Source organism: Mediterraneibacter sp. ICN-202921 (genome assembly GCF_037890075.1).
Lineage (GTDB): Bacteria > Bacillota > Clostridia > Lachnospirales > Lachnospiraceae > Mediterraneibacter > Mediterraneibacter massiliensis.
Genome location: NZ_JBBKBE010000002.1, coordinates 213,499 through 230,653, shown reverse-complemented (window position 1 = coordinate 230,653; position 17,155 = coordinate 213,499). Strand labels below are relative to the sequence as shown.

General features: G+C 43.2%; 13 protein-coding genes. 6 read left to right on the top strand and 7 right to left on the bottom strand.

The annotated features are described in order from the left end of the window. Nucleotides 1-358: 358 nt before the first annotated feature. The 6 genes from WKT01_RS03170 (at nt 359) to WKT01_RS03145 (ending at nt 4,375) form a co-directional block, all read left to right on the top strand. Nucleotides 359-511, top strand: a complete 153-nt coding sequence (locus WKT01_RS03170) for a hypothetical protein (protein ID WP_270395115.1) — start codon at nt 359-361, stop codon at nt 509-511. Nucleotides 512-688: 177 nt separating this feature from the next. Next, a complete protein-coding gene (locus WKT01_RS03165) occupies nt 689-982 on the top strand; it encodes a ribbon-helix-helix domain-containing protein (protein ID WP_117973978.1) in 294 nt (97 codons plus the stop codon). Further along, nucleotides 949-2,340 carry a relaxase/mobilization nuclease domain-containing protein gene (locus WKT01_RS03160; protein WP_270395110.1) on the top strand — a complete coding sequence of 464 codons (1,392 nt, stop codon included), beginning with the start codon at nt 949-951 and terminating at the stop codon, nt 2,338-2,340. Before WKT01_RS03165 ends, WKT01_RS03160 begins: the two co-directional genes overlap by 34 nt. Beyond that, the gene (locus WKT01_RS03155) at nt 2,337-2,597 is read left to right on the top strand and encodes a transposon-encoded TnpW family protein (RefSeq protein WP_117973976.1); all 261 of its coding nucleotides are present in this window, start codon (nt 2,337-2,339) and stop codon (nt 2,595-2,597) included. Before WKT01_RS03160 ends, WKT01_RS03155 begins: the two co-directional genes overlap by 4 nt. 104 nt (nt 2,598-2,701) lie before the next feature. Next, on the top strand, nt 2,702-3,532 hold the full coding sequence (locus tag WKT01_RS03150) for a recombinase family protein (protein WP_117973974.1): 831 nt from the start codon (nt 2,702-2,704) through the stop codon (nt 3,530-3,532). 54 nt (nt 3,533-3,586) lie between these two features. Then, nucleotides 3,587-4,375, top strand: a complete 789-nt coding sequence (locus tag WKT01_RS03145) for a DUF4368 domain-containing protein (protein WP_270395109.1) — start codon at nt 3,587-3,589, stop codon at nt 4,373-4,375. Nucleotides 4,376-4,488: 113 nt separating this feature from the next. Here the strand turns inward: WKT01_RS03145 and WKT01_RS03140 are convergent, their stop codons facing one another. The 7 genes from WKT01_RS03140 to WKT01_RS03110 all read right to left on the bottom strand — a co-directional run bounded on the left by WKT01_RS03140 (nt 4,489) and on the right by WKT01_RS03110 (nt 17,154). Continuing rightward, entirely contained in the window at nt 4,489-5,469 is a 981-nt protein-coding gene (locus tag WKT01_RS03140) for a LacI family DNA-binding transcriptional regulator (RefSeq protein ID WP_117973971.1), read from the bottom strand. An 8-nt stretch (nt 5,470-5,477) separates the two neighbouring features. Next, the gene (locus WKT01_RS03135) at nt 5,478-6,233 is read right to left on the bottom strand and encodes an aminoglycoside phosphotransferase family protein (RefSeq protein WP_117973969.1); all 756 of its coding nucleotides are present in this window, start codon (nt 6,231-6,233) and stop codon (nt 5,478-5,480) included. 161 nt (nt 6,234-6,394) lie between these two features. Continuing rightward, nucleotides 6,395-9,013 (bottom strand): bifunctional acetaldehyde-CoA/alcohol dehydrogenase, encoded by a 2,619-nt coding sequence (gene adhE / locus WKT01_RS03130; RefSeq protein ID WP_117973967.1) that lies wholly within the window; start codon nt 9,011-9,013, stop codon nt 6,395-6,397. A 216-nt stretch (nt 9,014-9,229) separates the two neighbouring features. Beyond that, nucleotides 9,230-10,813, bottom strand: coding sequence for a response regulator (locus WKT01_RS03125; protein WP_117973965.1), 1,584 nt, complete (start codon nt 10,811-10,813; stop codon nt 9,230-9,232). Further along, a complete protein-coding gene (locus tag WKT01_RS03120; RefSeq protein WP_117973963.1) occupies nt 10,806-12,593 on the bottom strand; it encodes a sensor histidine kinase in 1,788 nt (595 codons plus the stop codon). Before WKT01_RS03120 ends, WKT01_RS03125 begins: the two co-directional genes overlap by 8 nt. Nucleotides 12,594-12,595: 2 nt before the next feature. After that, nucleotides 12,596-15,769 (bottom strand): hypothetical protein, encoded by a 3,174-nt coding sequence (locus tag WKT01_RS03115; RefSeq protein WP_340311436.1) that lies wholly within the window; start codon nt 15,767-15,769, stop codon nt 12,596-12,598. 68 nt (nt 15,770-15,837) lie between these two features. Next, complete coding sequence (locus WKT01_RS03110; protein WP_117973959.1) at nt 15,838-17,154, bottom strand: ABC transporter substrate-binding protein; 1,317 nt, start codon at nt 17,152-17,154, stop codon at nt 15,838-15,840. Nucleotide 17,155: the final 1 nt, after the last annotated feature.

Genomic DNA, 17,155 nt, shown 5'->3' with positions numbered 1-17,155 from the left:
ACCCCGCTTTTGCAAAAACTATACAGAACCTCACCAAAAACTTGATTTTCGGCGAGGGTTTTGGTATAACGAAATCCCTCATGAAAGAGGACTACAACTAAATACAAGATGTTTCGATTGAGAATGCGGTGTAAGCCGCCCAACGCCTGCGGTATGCTAAGAGAAAATACCGCCGTCTGCACTCTATGCTTTTTGGTACTGTCAGCGAGTGAACGGATGAACAAACAGTCCCGTCTTTGAATTACAAAGCCGGGACATAGAACATCATTTTGAAGCGAGAGCAACGCTCCCGTCGATTTTTGATGTCTCTGTGTATCGGCTTTTTGCTTTGCCGATTAACAACTGAATGACCGTCTGAATGGGATATGATTTTGCCAAGACCGTCGGGGATCCCGAAAAGTCATTAGACTTTTTGGGGAGAGGAGGAGCAACGGCGGGAGTGAGTTTTCGTGCCTGCACGAAAATGAGCGATACAAAGTTTGTGACGACGAGAGCGAAACAACGCTGCTGAAAAACAGGGGCAGGAACGACATTCAGGGAGAACGGCAAAGAGAAAGACGATGTCCATAAGTGTAGCGAGCATCGGATTGTGACCCCCACAATCCCAATCCACAGCCTAAAGGCGTGTGGACTAATTTCAGGGGAATACCCCTAAAAAAGATAAAACGCAAGAACGGAGATGATAATTTTGAACAAAGAAAACAATAAAAAAGTGCGTATCAAAGTACGCTTAACCGAAGAAGAAAATGAAGAATTGAAACGCTGTGCGGCAGCGTGTGGACTGTCCCAATCGGAGTTTATCCGTCAGCTTTGCAAAGGAAAAATGCCGAAGGCGAAACCTGCAAAAGAGTTTTGGGAACTATTGAATACCCTTTACTCTGTCCATAACAGCTTTCAGAAATGTGCTAAGTATGAACATTCTGCTTTAGAAATCTGCAAGGAAATTGAATGCCTGATCCTCGATTTACAGGAGACGACATAATAGCAACAACGAGTTTATGGCATATTGAGGGCAGACTGAAAGACCTCATTGCCTATGTGGAAAATCCCGAAAAGACAAGAGCAGACAATCCGAATTTACAGCCGTTGTGGGATATATTTTCCTATGTCAGCCGCCCCGAATCCACCCATCAGGGCGAGTATGTTTCGGCTATCAACTGTCTGAAAGAGATTGCATTACAGCAGATGATTTTAACGAAAAAGCAGTACGGCAAAGAAAATGGATATATCGCTTGGCACGGGTATCAAAGTTTCAAGCCGAACGAGGTCTCGCCCGAACAGGCGCACCAAATCGGATTGCAGACCGCAGCAGAAATGTGGGGAGATAAGTATCAGATTATCGTTACCACCCACCTTGATAAAGACCATCTTCACAACCATTTCTGCTTTAATTCTGTTTCCTTTCTTGACGGGAAGAAATACAACTATTCCAAAACAGAGCAGAGAAAACTCCGTGATGTTTCCGACAGAATATGTATGGAACATGGATTATCGGTCATAGAAAACCCCCGTAAAGCACCGTCAAGACAAGTATGGCTTGATGAAAAAAGCGGCAAGCCCACAAGGTACAATGTCTATCGTGAAGATGTGAAAGAGGCAATCAATTTCAGCCGCCGCCCCTATTATATGGAGGAATATCTGCGGCGAAAAGGATATATTACCGACTTTACGGGAAAGCATTGGAAAATACGATTGCCACAGTATGAGCATTTCACAAGGCTTGAAACACTGGACAAAAGATGGACACCCGACAATATTCAAAGGACAATGGGTGCATATGCTTCCTTTGGAAACCGCAGGGCAACCATCAACTATCCGCCGCAAATGCCTCAAGATTTACGGGATTGGTTTCATCCTTTTCACAAAACAAGTCATATCTACAAACTGTATCTCCACTACTGCTATCTGTTAGGCGTTCTTCCGAAAAATACGGAATACAAACCGACAAGCCCATACCTCAAAGAAGATTTGAAAAAACTCGAAGTCTTTTCCGAACAGGTGCGGTATATGAGCAAATACAGCATTGAAACCTTTGACGATTTGTATGCAGATAGAGATAAATTGCAGGGCGAAATGGATAAGCTGATTGCCTACCGCACCAAGCTGCAAAACAAAATCCGCAGAACCTCACCAGCCGAAAAAGAAACTCTGCGAGAAGAAAAATCAGGCGTTACTGAAAGGATAACGGAACTGCGAAAGCAACTGAAACTGAACAAAGGGATTGAAGAACGGTCAGTCAAAATTCAAAAGAAAACCGACCTGCTCTATGCCAACGAATACAGGGCAAGAGAGGAAGAACAGCATAAAAAATCACAGAAAAAGGAGTGCTATGAACGATGATGTATGTAAATAATCAGGGCAACACTATAGAACGAACAGGCGAAATTTACACGCTGCTCGATGAGATAACCGACTATCTTGCCACTCTTACCAAAGAAGAGCGTATAGCGTGGTTCCGGCAAAGTATGTATCTTGAACCACTGAACTTTGTAAAAGAGACTGACGGCACGCTCTATGCAGTTAGAGCTTTTTTCAAAGAAAACGCAGGCGAGAATATCACAGACAAAGTGGAACGCATTATTTTGAAAAAAGAGTAGAAAAGATTGAGTTTACCGCGTTAAAGCGTTGAACAATTACAGCCGATATGGTATCATAGGTACACCTACAAATCCTATCATATCTGGCTGTGGAAAGGAGAACTATGAATAAACAGTCAGAAAAGATAACCGCCTTGTATTGCCGCCTATCCCGTGACGATGAACAGGAAGGTGCTTCGGGCAGTATTAAAAATCAGCAGTCCATACTTGAGAAGTACGCAAAAGACAATGGCTTTCCCAATCCCCGTGTATTCGTTGACAACGGTTGGTCGGGTACAACTTTCGCAAGACCTGCCTTTACGGAGATAATGGAACTTGCGGAAAAGGGCTTGATAGGAACGCTGATTGTTAAAGACCATTCCCGTCTTGGTCGTAACCGCTTGGTTGTCGGTCAGTTATTGGAAGAAGGCTTTGACAGTTTAGGCGTGCGATATATCGCCATAATGGACAATATTGACACCGCTAAAGGTATCAGCGACCTTGTTCCGATGCAGGACTTATTCAATGAATGGCACGCTAAAAACACAAGCCAAAAGGTACGCAATGTCTTTAAGAATAAGGGTATGTCAGGCGTTCCTCTTACAACAAATCCACCTTTCGGGTATATGAAAAACCCCGATAACAAAAAGGAATGGATGATTGATGAGGAAGCCGCCAAAGTTGTTCGCAAAATCTTTGCCCTGTGCATTGACGGTTTCGGACCTACGCAGATCGCCAAGAAGCTGAAAGCCGATAAGGTAATGACGCCCACAGAGTATTGGAACAGTATCGGCAGAAATTGCAGTAAGCCGCCTGCCGTTCCATATAACTGGTGTTCCGCTACGGTTGCGGATATTCTTTCCAGGCAGGAATACTGCGGAGACACGGTCAATTTCCGAAGCACGACCAAATCTTTCAAAAACAAAACGAAGATTGAAAGACCGCAGGAGGAATGAAAAATCTTCCCGAATACCCATCCCGCTATTATCGGGCGTAAGGTGTTTGAGTTGGTGCAGGAACTTCGACAGCATCGCCGCAGACCGACCAAAAGCGGAATTGTCAGTCCGTTTTCGGGACTGCTCTACTGTGCGGATTGTGGACAGAAACTATATTACAGCGTAACGGGTAACTACAAGCGTGAACAGGCAAATTTCTTTTGTTCCTCATACCGCAAAAATTCCGAAGTATGTTCCGCCCATTATATCCGAGAAAAAGTCGTGATGGAAACGGTATTGGAAAGTATGATGAGAATCCTCTTAAATGTGCAAGCCTTTGAAAAAGAGTTTGTCCGCAAGCAAATGGAATGTTACAGCGAGGAGAAAAAGAAAGAACTTGCACGGAAACGCCGTGAACTGAACAAGGCGAAAAAGCGTATTGCCGAGATAGACAGTCTGATACAGAAAATCTATGAAGATAACGCTGTCGGTAAAATATCTGATGAACGCTATGCGACTCTTTCAATGTCTTACGAGGAAGAACAACAACGCTTAAAGGCAGGTATTCCCGAAATGGAAAATTATCTCGAAACTGAAACGGACAAGACCAAGAGCCTGCAAAAATTCATTGACAAGGTAAAGAAGATTACTGAACTCAAAGAACTTACGCCCGAACTGATACACGAGTTTATCGACAGGATTATCGTGTACGCACCGAGATACCTTGACGGAAAGCGTGTTCAGTTGATGGACATTTATTACAACGGTGTAGGCATTTTACGGGAACTCAGTCCCAAAGAAATGGAAAATGCGTTCCAAGAGCATTTAGAAGAACGGGAACGCAACAAAGCAAAAACGGCATAGCCAACAGGCTACACCGCTTAAACAAAACTATAATTAAATTCAATATACAAAAGCCTTGGGGCACCTTCCTTACGGAGGGTGCCCCAAAACCGTTTCCCTTTTTATCTCCGTCACTAATAAAAACGTTCTTCTTTTTTTCGCTCACCCACAGAACCGCGCCAGTGTACTTTAGCCGCTATTTTAAATACATCGCAATCCATATTTCCTGTGATCATCTGCAATAAAAACCGTGCCGCCAGATACCCTCTTTCGTAATTTGGAATATCTACAGTTGTCAGATTCATAAAATCTGCCATATCGTTTCCATCGAATCCTGTCACCGCAATATCCTCCGGCACGCACAGCCCCTCCTGCTGAAATGCTTTGATCGCCCCGATTGCCATATTATCATTCGCACAGACAAGTACTTCCGGTATATTTTCCGACAGCAGCATAAGCTTTGCCGAATAATATCCGCTTTTCTCCATGTAGTCCCCCATCAGATAATCCTCACGCCGAAAACAGATCTGATTTTTAAAAAGGACATCCTGGAATGCCCGGAACCGTTCCTGATTATCTACCGTGTCGATCCCCGCCAGATATCCGAAATGTGTATATCCTCTGTCGACCAGCCCCTGCACCAATTCGCTCATAGCGACATAATTATTGACAACGATACTTTTTATATTCGGCTGTTCTATGATCCGATCTAATGTAACAATAGGATACCCTGTCTCTGCTTTTTGCATAAGCATGGCGTCACTGCACTTCATATCCAGCATGATCGTTCCGCTTGTCACGCTTGGTTCCATAAATCGCTGACAGGATTTACTGGTGCTTATGATCAGATCATATCCTCTCGAGTATACATAATCACTGATGCCATGTATGATCTTCAAATAAAACTTTCTGTCATAGTCGCTGAAATTAAACAGTATTGTTTTATTCTGGTACTTTTCCAGTCTCTTTTTTCTCTGCTGGCTGTATCCGTTTTCTTCACAAATTTTAAGTATACGTCTTCGTGTTTCCTCGCCGACATTTTTTCGATTATTCAAAACATTTGAGACAGTTGCCGGAGACACCTTCGCCAGTTCTGCTATTTCTTTAATCCTCATGCTGTTTCCTATTGATAATCAATGATGTCTATCCACTTCATCAAAAATTCTTTCTCCAGTTCATTGTTTTTCGTAAGCTGTGCCGCCGCCACGATCGGAAGCCACTGCTGTACGTACTGCCTTGGCGTATCGCTCTTCTGGCAGAACAGTTTCATATACAGATCGGCCGTCTCCTGGTCTTTTAACGCGAACAAAAGATAGGTCATCGCCGCGTCTGCGCTGGCATTCCCCTGTGTCGCATGCGCCCAGTCAACTACAGTCATCTTCCCATTTTTCCCTACGATCACGTTACTCGGATTGAAATCTCCATGGCACACTTTATTATGCTTTGGCATACTCTCAAGACGTGTCAGAAGTTCATAGCGGTTCGTGGCATCCAATTCCTTCAGGCTATTAATCTGGCGTACCAGCTTATCCTTCATTCCCTTTAACAAAGGCGACGTCTTTGCATGGATCTCCAACTGCAGATCCACAAAATCACTCATGTACTTATCCAGATTTTTCTTGTCAGACTCCATCATCTCTTCTAAAGTCTTTCCATCCTTATACTCGATCGCTATGGCCCACTTTTTGTCTACCTGAAATACCTCTTTTACTTTCGGTATATCCAGCCCTGTCTCTTCTATCCTGGCAGTAATCAAGGCTTCATTAAATACGTCTGCTTTGGGATGAGATTCCTTAAAAACCTTTACGATCATATCATCGCATTTATATACTTCCTTATACGGGCGCTGTACGATCAGTTCTTTGTTTTCTAATTTCATACGACACATCCTCCTTTATTGGATAGTGCACATCCTATGTCCGCTTTCCTATCCATTTTTAAATTGTCCTTATTATACAACAACTCCCGGAGCAATGTAAGCCCCGGGAGTTAATTTTGTGCAATTTTTAACTAACTTTTTCCGCGCGAAAAGATTGTTAATTATTTGCCATAATAGCATTTCAAATAAATTTCCTTGATTTCTTTCATCAATGGATATCTTGGGTTAGCTCCTGTACACTGGTCATTAAATGCCTGTTCGCACATCTCATCCAATGTATCCAGGAAATATTTCTCATCAATACCATAATCTTTAATTGTCTTCTTGATACCGATCTTCTCTTTCAGATCTTCCAGTTTTGCAAGGAAGTTTTCAAATACTTCTTTGTCATCTTTTCCTGTACAACCCGCGAAACGTCCCAGTTCTGCATATCTTGCAAGTGCGTGCGGATACTGGTACTGTGAGAATGTTCCCATCTTTGTCGGTACTTCCGCCGCATTATATCTCATAACTTCTGTCAGAAGGACTGCGTTTGCCACACCATGCGGAAGATGATGGAACGCGCCAAGCTTGTGGGCCATGGAGTGGTTTACGCCCAGGAAGGCGTTAGCAAAAGCCATACCTGCCATACAGGACGCATTTGCCATTTCTTCACGTGCCTTTGGATCATTTGCGCCGTTTTCATAGGCAGACGGAAGATTGTCAAATACCATCTTCACTGCCTTCATGGCAAGACCATCCGTATAATCTGTCGCCATGATCGATACATATGCCTCGATCGCATGGGTCATAACATCGATACCGGAAGCGCTTGTCAGTCCCTTCGGCTGTGTCATCATGTTGTCTACATCCACGATCGCCATATTCGGGAGCAGCGCATAGTCTGCGATCGGCCATTTTACACCTGTATCCGCATCCGTGATGATCGCAAACGGCGTTACTTCCGAACCAGTTCCTGAAGATGTCGGAATTGCTACAAAGTATGCCTTTTCGCCCATCTTAGGGAAGGTAAATACTCTCTTTCTGATATCCATGAAGTCCATTGCCATGTCTTCGAAATTTGCTTCCGGATGCTCATACATGATCCACATGATCTTTGCGGCATCCATTGCAGAACCTCCGCCCAGAGCGATGATCGTATCCGGTTCAAACTGTCTCATCTGGTCCACGCCTTTTTGCGCGCACTGCAGAGTCGGATCCGGAGCCACTTCAAAGAAGCATGTATGCTGGATTCCCATTTCATCCAATTTTGCCTCGATCGGAGCTACATACCCGTTTTTATACAAGAAAGAGTCTGTTACGATGAAAGCTTTTTTCTTGTGCATAACTGTTCCAAGTTCATCTAACGCAACCGGCATACAGCCTTTCTTAAAGTATACTTTTTCCGGTGTTCTAAACCACAGCATATTCTCTCTCCTCTCAGCAACCGTCTTTACGTTCAGCAGATGTTTTACTCCTACGTTTTCAGATACGGAGTTTCCTCCCCATGAACCACATCCAAGCGTCAGAGATGGAGTCAGTTTGAAGTTATACAGATCACCGATACCACCGTGGGAAGACGGTGTGTTGATCAGTACACGGCATGTCTTCATTGCCGCCGCATGTTTTGCGATTTTTTCTTTCTCTGCCGGATGTACATACAGAGAAGCTGTATGTCCGTATCCGCCGTCAGCTACTAACTGTGCCGCCTTTTCAAGAGCCTCGTCAAAGCTCTTTGCTCTATACATACCAAGTACAGGAGATAATTTTTCATGCGCGAATTCTTCTGAAATATCCACAGACTCTACTTCACCGATCAGGATCTTCGTATTCTCCGGAACATCCACGCCAGCCATTTTAGCGATCTCATACGCAGATTTTCCCGGGATCTTACTGTTCAAAGCACCGTTGATGATGATCGTCTTGCGGACTTTATCAAGTTCAGCGCCTTTTTTCAGGAAATAACAGCCACGATATGCAAATTCTTTCTTAACTTCCTCATATACACTGTCCAACACAGTTACGGACTGCTCAGATGCACAGATCATACCATTGTCAAATGTCTTAGAATGAATGATAGAGTTTACAGCCATTCTCACATCTGCTGTATCATCAATGATAACCGGTGTGTTTCCTGCGCCTACACCAAGAGCTGGTTTTCCAGAAGAATAAGCAGCTTTTACCATTCCCGGTCCGCCTGTGGCAAGAATAATGTCGGATTCTTTCATGACCATATTCGTCAATTCCAAGGACGGTGCGTCAATCCAGCCAATAATACCTTCCGGTGCTCCAGCTTTTACCGCTGCATCCAGAACTACTTTAGCAGCTGCGATCGTACAAGCCTTTGCTGATGGATGGGGACTGATAATGATCGCATTTCTCGTCTTTAAGCAGATCAATGTCTTAAAGATCGCTGTAGAAGTCGGGTTTGTCGTAGGAATGACAGCAGCTACCAGTCCGATCGGCTCAGCGACTTTTTTAATTCCATACGCCGCGTCTTCTTCGATGACGCCGCATGTCTTTGTATTTTTATATGCATTATAAATATACTCTGCCGCATAGTGATTTTTGATCACTTTATCTTCTATGATTCCTCTCTGTGTCTCTTCCACAGCCATCTTCGCAAGCGGTATTCTCTGCTTGTTTGCAGCCATAGCCGCCTCGTAGAAAATCTTATCCACCTGTTCCTGTGAAAACGTAGCAAAAATTTTCTGTGCTTCACGCATTGCTTTCATTTTGGCTTCCAGCGTCTCTACACTGTCGACAACCTCCGGCATTACTGCTTTCTCTTTCTTCGCCATTTCCAAACTCCTCCTATAATTGAAAATAATAAACTTTTCCTAACCACAAGTCTCAGTATACATAGTTGTTAAATAATTGTCAATATGCTATTTGTAGATATTTTAACGTTATTTTTTTAACAATATTTGTGCATATTATACAAATAGGAACTGCCGCTTCACGATTTTTTAATCGTTAAAGCGACAGCCCCCAATGTCAGTAATATATCAAATATTTTACTTAATGCCTTTTTTTGCCCTATATTCTCCCGGCGTCATACCGGTATACTTTTTAAAAGAACTGCTGAAATATTGTGACGAATTATATCCTACCAAGAACGCTACTTCATATGTCTTGTGTTTCCTATCTTTTAAAATCTGCTTTGCCTGCTCCATGCGGATATGATTCAGGCAACTGATATAGCTGTATTCACTGTATTGCTTAAATAGCGTGCACAGATAACTCGCACTGATATGTACAAAATCTGCCACTTCATTTAAGGACAGTTCCGGGTCGTCATAATGCGCTTCCATATATGTGACTGCTCTTTGCAGCATTTTCTCCGGCTGGCTCCTTTTCTTTTCTTCCAGATACTGGATCAGATCTGCGAAATATTTTCCCGTGATGCTCCTGAGTCCATCTATATTTTTTTCCTGCAGCATGCGAGGATAAAAACTTGTAGATTCTTTTACAAATTTCTCTTGTAATTCTCCGTCCTGTGTCTCTCTGTACGACAAAAGCAAAAATTCCATCACCATCAAGGCTGCTGCGCAAATACGCATATCCGGCTGTTTCTGCATTCTTTCAAAAAAACTTTTGACCGCGTTTTTTACTTTTTCCGGTTCTCCTTCCCGAATACCCGCACAGGCATTCTCTATATATTCCTGAAAATTAATCTGTTCTTCTACTGTCAATTTTTCTACATCTTCTACATACAACACACTATATTGTTCAAAATAATACCGATACTTTAAAACTTTCTGCGCCTCTGCCACGGATCTGCTGATCTGCTGATTGCCTGTATAACATCTGCCAATAGCGGCCGTCAAAAATAAAGCCCCTTCCTCCGACAGCTGTTCCATACATTTTTTCAAAAAGACTTGTATTTTTATATCGCCATTTACCCCCGGCTCTGTAAACAAGAAGATCATCTGATTCTGACAGCGGCAGATTTTTATCTTTGTCTCTATTTTTACCATTTCTCTTATTTTTTCCACCGCCCTGTCGATTGCCTCTCTTTTCTCTTTCACTGCCTCTTCTGACTCTTCCCCCTCCAGCAGCGTTCCAATATCCAAAACTGCCGCCGAATATTGATTTTGGGGCGGAAACAAGCGTTCTATCTCCGTTCTGTTCCTATCGGTGATCTTTCCTGCCGCGGCTTCTGCTATATATTTTTCCTCTATAACTTTGATATTTTTTTGTATCTCGCCTTTTATCCTTTTTTCATCTTCTATTTTTTGGATCACCCGACACACTGTCTCTAATACATGTTCGTTTGAAAATGGCTTTGTCACATAATCAGACACTTGCAGTTCGATCGCCCTTTTCGCATATTCAAATTCTCTATATGCGGTTATCAGTATGATCTTTAATTCCGGAAATATCTTTTTTGCTTCTGCGCTAAACTCCATCCCATCCATAAACGGCATATTAATGTCCACCAGCGCAATATCCGGATGATATTCTTTGACACATTTAAGTGCTGTCTCACCGTCGCACACTGCTGAGACAATTTCTATATTATGTTCTCTCCAGGGAATACATCTCGAAAGCCCCTGACAGATGATCTCGTCATCATCTGCTATCAACAATTTATACATGCTTGCCCTCCCCACTGTACTTCTTGGCAGGAATACGCACTGTCACATCCGTGAATACACCTTCTTCGCTGTCGATCGAAACGCCGCCTTCTGCGAAAAACATACGTATCCTCTGATCTACATTTATAATACCAATATGCTCACGCTTCGTACTGCCGTCACACCGTTTCAATTCTTCTTGGATTTCTCTTAGTTTCTCTTTCTTTATACCAGCACCGTTATCCCATATGTGTATCTGTATTTTTCCATTCTCTTCTCTGGCAAAGATTCGTATAAATCCTTTCTCCCTCGACATTTTCACGCCATGATATATGGCATTTTCTACGAGCGGCTGCAGAGAAAATTTTACAATTTCATATTTTTCCAATTCTTCCGGAATGTCGATCTCATAATCATATTTAGAACTATAGCGCAATTTCAATATCTTCATATAACAGGACAAATGTTCTTTTTCTTCCGCAAGACTGACAATATCCTCCACTCCGCTCAGACTTAATTTATAGAACCTTCCGATAGCGTCTATCATTTCTACAGCGTTTTTGTCCTGCATTTCTACAAGAAATCTGGTTGCCTCCAGAGAATTATACAGAAAATGCGGCTTGATCTGCAATTGCAGAAGTTTTAGATAATTTCTCTTGTTCTGCTGCTGTTCTTCGGCAATGTTTTCCATCAGACCTTGTATCTTATCCATCATATGATTATAGGCTTTTGCCATCACACCTACTTCATCCTGGTAGCGCACCGGAAAACGTTCCGGAAACTGCGGATTCTCTCCGTTTCTTACGATGATGGAAGTCATCTTATTTAACGGTTTCGTAATGGAGGAAACAATAAAATACCCAATGATAACAATCACACACCCTGCTGCCAGAATCAGCAGCAATAATGAAGTCGATATGGTAAATACTCCTACCTGCATTTCTTCTTTAGGGCATATCATGTATAACTTCCAGTCATTCGCCCTCAGTTCTTCCTTTAATACCACGTACTTTCGCCCTTCACTGATTCCATCTTTATCTTTTAACAGCTGCTCTGCCGCCTCATGCTCTGCCCATTTATCCATCTCTTTCCCCGCACGGACAGTTCCCTGCCCCAAGTCGAGAAGGAGCCTCTCACTGCCACTTCCCAGTCGTTCCATATACTGCCTCACCTGTTCTGCAGACAGATTGACGATCAGCAGAGATCTGTCCATTCCCGTTCCATTTACCGGCATCAAAATACTGATGATCTCTTTTCTGTAATTTGAACTGTAATAGGTGCCGTCGAGGATACCGGTCCACGTACATGGTCGGTGCGGTTCAAAATCATGCCATACCGTATCCAATATATCTTTACTGTCTATATTTTTCGCCGCGTTTACCGAAAAGAAATGCGATTTTTCTTCTGTAAGCACTATCATCGAATCGACTAATTCATAATTATTTCCTCTGGAGATCATTTCATTGAAATATCCTCTGTATACAATATCATTATTCAAATACCGGGTATCAGGATCCCTGACTTCTTTGCCGCCATCCGCCGACTTAAGACTCTCTTTGATAAAGATCATTTCTTCTACAACATCATACAGACTGCCATCCATGTTTGCAGTAATCTGCAACAATGTCTCTGCCTTAGAATCCGCTATCTGCTTTTCATAATTGTCAGACATCACTCTTCCGAACAACATAAGACTGACCGCTTCCAGAACAACGATCAGGACGATCAGCAAAGAGACCAGTTTTACCTGCAATGACTGGTTCATAAATTTTACCGTACATTTTTCCCGGAATTTTCCCACTCCTATTTCCCCTTTTCCTCATTTTCTTCCTTCTGAGTGTATATATACACAGTAGGTGTTGTCAAGACTCCCGCCTGTTTTATGTTATACTGTGGACACCACGCATTTCCTGCTGTCCGCCACGTCTTCGGCCCAAAATAAACTTCCCCTGGATCACAATTGTGAAGTTGTCCAAACGTATTGTAGCGATTACCATAACAGCAGATACGCACCTTGTGTCTGCCCGCCTCCACATCTTTAAATACAGCACGGTACGGCGCTTCCACGACAATTTCTTCTCTGCCATCCATAGAGACTTTCAAAAGCGGAGCTCTATAATGCGGTATCTCGATCTCTACGTCGCCGTCCGGAATCGTTATTTCTGTCTCAAGATACATATTTCCTCCGTAAAATGGGAAGCCCTGCATACTGTAATCTCCATATCGCAGTTCTTTGTTTATAGGGATGATCCGTGTCTTTGCCCCTGCAAGAACAACAGAAAATGCTCCTAACAGATAACACCATTCCAGATTCTCTTTTTCCCCATACTCTACTTCCAGCTCCAGTTCATTATCTCCCCGCACTATATTTCCTGCTCGGTATATTTGCAGACATCTGTCTACATACCAACCTTCAGGCTGCACAGATGCCTCTCTTCCGTTTAAGGCCAATTTCTTTACAGTCCCTTCCGCCGCAAGTTTCACTTCACAATCTATATCGGATTCTATTGCAAAACGAAATGTTACCCTGTGTGTGCAGTTTTTCTTCTCCAACAACCATGGCTGCGGCTGACTCTCTGTTCGCAGTGGATATCCCAGTCTTCTTCTAAGTCTGTCATCCACTTTCAAAAGTTCTTCCTCGTTCTCCCATGCTCCGTCATCCAGACGATACCTTGCTTTATCTAAAAGAAGCACATTATCCTCTTCCAAAAAGCAGGTTTTCGGCTCCGGCAATAGACTGCGATAAATCTCTCTGCGTTCATTAGGGGCAGATTTTTTGTCTCTTGTCCCATTTACAGAGTTTTGTCTTTCTCCTGTTTCCTGTTCTGTCAGTTCCAACAGCAGGCTGTCCTGTTCAAAACGTTCCCACACATAAGATGTCCAGACTTCGTTTTTTTCCCATCTGTCTGCCGCATCGTTTCGTATGATTTTTTCACCTTTTTCTAAAAATTGTTCTCCCGATTTTGCATCACATACCTGTATATCCCAATCGCCTTTTATCTGCACTGTCAATCTTTCTTTTCTCGGAAGTCCATAGTTTTCTTTTGGCTTCCCAGGCGCCAGAAATACATATCTTTTCCCTGTTCCCTCGCACATCCGACAGAGCAGTTCTTCCTCCCGGCTTCCATCACTATGAAGGAGCTCTATTTCTCTGTATGGTTCCAATGCCTCATATAAGGCAGACTGCTCCCACGCAATACGCCTGCACCGAGAAGCAAGATCTCCAGCTCTGTTATTTCTGACCGCATCTACATACTTAGGCGTTCTGCCCATAAACAAAACCTCTCCTCCATGCGCTGTGAACCATTCCAACCTATCCAGAGTAGAACTGCGTATCGTATCCATTCCTGCTACGATCACCACATCATACCGCATAGCGCCTACACAGAATTGGCTCTCTGTTTCTGTATATTGACCAGGCAGAACAGACTCCGCAATATAATCAAAATCTAATTTTCCAAACAGCAGCCAGCGAATCAGTTCCTGAAACTTTATTTCCAGCTCTCTTCGCCTATTCTTTGTAAGTTTTTCGTTTCCGAACCACATCCAGCAGCTCTCTACCGGATGAATGACCCCGATACGCACCTTTGGTTTCCCCTGTTCTAATACAAGCCGTATCCTGGCAAAATAGTCCTCTATCCAATGATATTCTTTATGCCAGGGAACCTGGCCTCCGATCGAGGGAGGATAATCTCTTTTCGCTTCCCCGCCCATCGAATACCACGTCAGATGATGTACTCTGTTGACAACTCCTAATGCAGCCTGCCAGTCTCCTATTGCTTTATAACCACGGAAATCAAAATTCCAGTTTGTCACCCCATAAAGTTCACTTGTGATTCCAGACAACCCTTTTTGATTTGCCTCGCTTTGCGCCTGTTTTGCTGTGGTATACTCCGTCCTCCACGCCAGCATGTCTATACCCGGTACCTGAAAACTCTCATACGTCCTCATCACCTCGCCCACAGCCCTAGTTTGTTCTTCCAAAGACGGTTCGTTCATCACATGGCCTGTAAGCGCAATGTGATGACGGGCACACCATCTGCTGACTGTATCCATATACCCTGCGCAAAACCGGTATGCTATATGCTCATGGTACTTCCAGCGAAAACTGTAATCTTTTCCATCTTCCGGTTCCCAAAATAACTTTGGCAGATTTGCAAGAAAGGAAATCCCTTCCCGTTTCCGAAATGTTTCCTCAAAATCATCCGTATATGGAATTCCCGCCTCTGTAATACCTCTGTTTTCGGAAAGAGATTCTTTTAAGATAAACTGCGGTTCATCCGTAAAGATCATGGGTATACTCTTTGAAAATTCTTCTTCTAAAGAGTCTGCATATACTTCATGTGTAACACGCAGAAACTCCTCTGCTGCTTTTGGATTTAGCGTATCCAGATATGTCTGTTTATCAAACCAAGAAGAATCTCCCGAAATGACAAGATACGCATGCCAGATTTTCCCGCCTTCACTGCACTTTTCCGGCTCTGCAACTTGATCGCTTCCCTTCTTCAAAAAACGATACTCCTTTAGAATTCCATTTTCTTCCTTTACGATATACTCTGCCAGTTTCTGTATCTTTCCGCTTAATACCAGTCTCGTCGGAGGCGTCTTTCCTCTTATAAATGCTCCGTCAGGATATTCTTTATCCGAAAATAGGAGATATCTGCTGCGGTATATTTCTTTATCCGTCACCCTTCCCGCGCCGTATCCTGACGGCCATTTATCCTCATCATACAGCCATGTACTAAGATTCTGTTTCTTCCCGTATGTATTACAGAATTTGACCAATTCCATGAACTCTCTTCCCAGATACTCTGTGTCGAGCCCAATCCTGCTGTGAATACAAAAACCGCCCATCCCCATCTCTTTAAAGCAATCGATCTGTTCTTTTAAAATCTCTTTCTCAATCTTTGCGTTCCATGCCCAAAAAGGGGTACCCTTGTACCTTGAAGGGGGCTCTAAAAATTCTTTTTCTGTCATTTTCTTTCTCTTCCAAAACAGGGTCTGCCCTTCCTAGTGCAGACCCTTGTCTTATATTTCCTTTGCTGTTATTTGGTTGATTCCAGATATCCTTTCTGGGCAGCTGTCAAGTATTCTGCCCATTCCTGCAGTACTTCTTCAGCCGTCTTTTCTTTGAGCAGGACAGCCTGCAGTCCTGGCTCCTGTACCTTTGTCAAAAATTCATTCCATTCAGGTAGCCATAATGGTCTGGCAAGAAATTTTACATCCTTTGAACTCATCATTTCTTCATATACCGGCATATATGTATTGTCCTGATACCATTCGTCCTCATAGACTAGATCATTGACCGGAACTCGTCCGTCTTTTTCACAGAAATAGGATACTGCGTCGTGAGATACGAGGAATTCTAAGAATTTTACTCCGCCTTCTCTGTTTTTTGCGCCTTCAAACACAGTATAGCCCAAGAATGGAACATCTTTTGTCACCACAACACCTTCCTTATTTGCCGGAGCAAGCGCGTTGGTAAAATTCCCTTCACCCAAATTATTAATATTTTCTGCCAGTGCAGAAGAATTATTCGCGATTCCCATAGCCGTACCGGAGCCAAATTCTGCTACCATTTCTTTATAGCTGTTAGATACACTGTCTTTTGATGTCCAGCCATTCCAGTAGATGGAAGCGTATGCCTCCAACGCTTCTGTAAAGATCGGATCGCTTAATACGCAGTTTCCGTCTTCATCAAAAAGCTGATCCTGATTTGCGTAAGTAAAGATAAAATCCAGCATATTATCCAGGGAACCCGCTCCGCCTCTCAAAGAGTAGAAATATGTACCATTGTCCGCGTCTGCATAAGTTTCACAGTCCTGCATAAATTCATCGATCGTTTTCGGAATTGCTACTCCTTTTTCTTCCATCAGAGTCGTGTTATACCAGTATACCTGCGGCTGTGTGTATTGCGGCAGACAGTAGAGTTTCCCATCTGTCGAACAATTCCGTATAGCGTTGAGCGCATTTTCGGCAATATGATCTTTTTCTTCAAAGCTGTTAAAATCTTCGTCAATGCAGGATAGCGCTCCTTGGTTGATCAGTGTCGATACATCCTGATCACGGATACTGGCAACATCCGGCACTGTATTTGTAGCGATCGCCGTATTATATTTCTGCAGATAAGAATCTGACGGCAGTCCCACATATTCTACCTTATACTCCGGATTTTCCTCCTCAAACTGTGCAATCAGCTTTTCAAATATAGCGTTCGAATTCGCGTTTCCATCATGGTACCAAAACTCGATCGTCTCTTTGTCTCCCGACGCGCTTTCCTCGCCTTTTGCTCCGCAGCCTGCAAGCATGCCTGTCAGCAAAACACCTGTCAGCAATATGCTGATGACTTTCTTTTTCTTCATA

Bases quoted from the DNA above. Each gene is read 5' to 3' on its own strand.
- WKT01_RS03170 (WP_270395115.1), top strand. From the start codon at position 359: ATGGGATATGATTTTGCCAAGACCGTCGGGGATCCCGAAAAGTCATTA.
- WKT01_RS03160 (WP_270395110.1), top strand. From the start codon at position 949: ATGCCTGATCCTCGATTTACAGGAGACGACATAATAGCAACAACGAGT.
- WKT01_RS03135 (WP_117973969.1), bottom strand. From the start codon at position 6,233: ATGAAATTAGAAAACAAAGAACTGATCGTACAGCGCCCGTATAAGGAA.
- WKT01_RS03115 (WP_340311436.1), bottom strand. From the start codon at position 15,769: ATGACAGAAAAAGAATTTTTAGAGCCCCCTTCAAGGTACAAGGGTACC.
- WKT01_RS03110 (WP_117973959.1), bottom strand. From the start codon at position 17,154: ATGAAGAAAAAGAAAGTCATCAGCATATTGCTGACAGGTGTTTTGCTG.
- adhE (WP_117973967.1), bottom strand. From the start codon at position 9,013: ATGGCGAAGAAAGAGAAAGCAGTAATGCCGGAGGTTGTCGACAGTGTA.
- WKT01_RS03155 (WP_117973976.1), top strand. From the start codon at position 2,337: ATGATGTATGTAAATAATCAGGGCAACACTATAGAACGAACAGGCGAA.
- WKT01_RS03125 (WP_117973965.1), bottom strand. From the start codon at position 10,813: ATGTATAAATTGTTGATAGCAGATGATGACGAGATCATCTGTCAGGGG.
- WKT01_RS03140 (WP_117973971.1), bottom strand. From the start codon at position 5,469: ATGAGGATTAAAGAAATAGCAGAACTGGCGAAGGTGTCTCCGGCAACT.
- WKT01_RS03150 (WP_117973974.1), top strand. From the start codon at position 2,702: ATGAATAAACAGTCAGAAAAGATAACCGCCTTGTATTGCCGCCTATCC.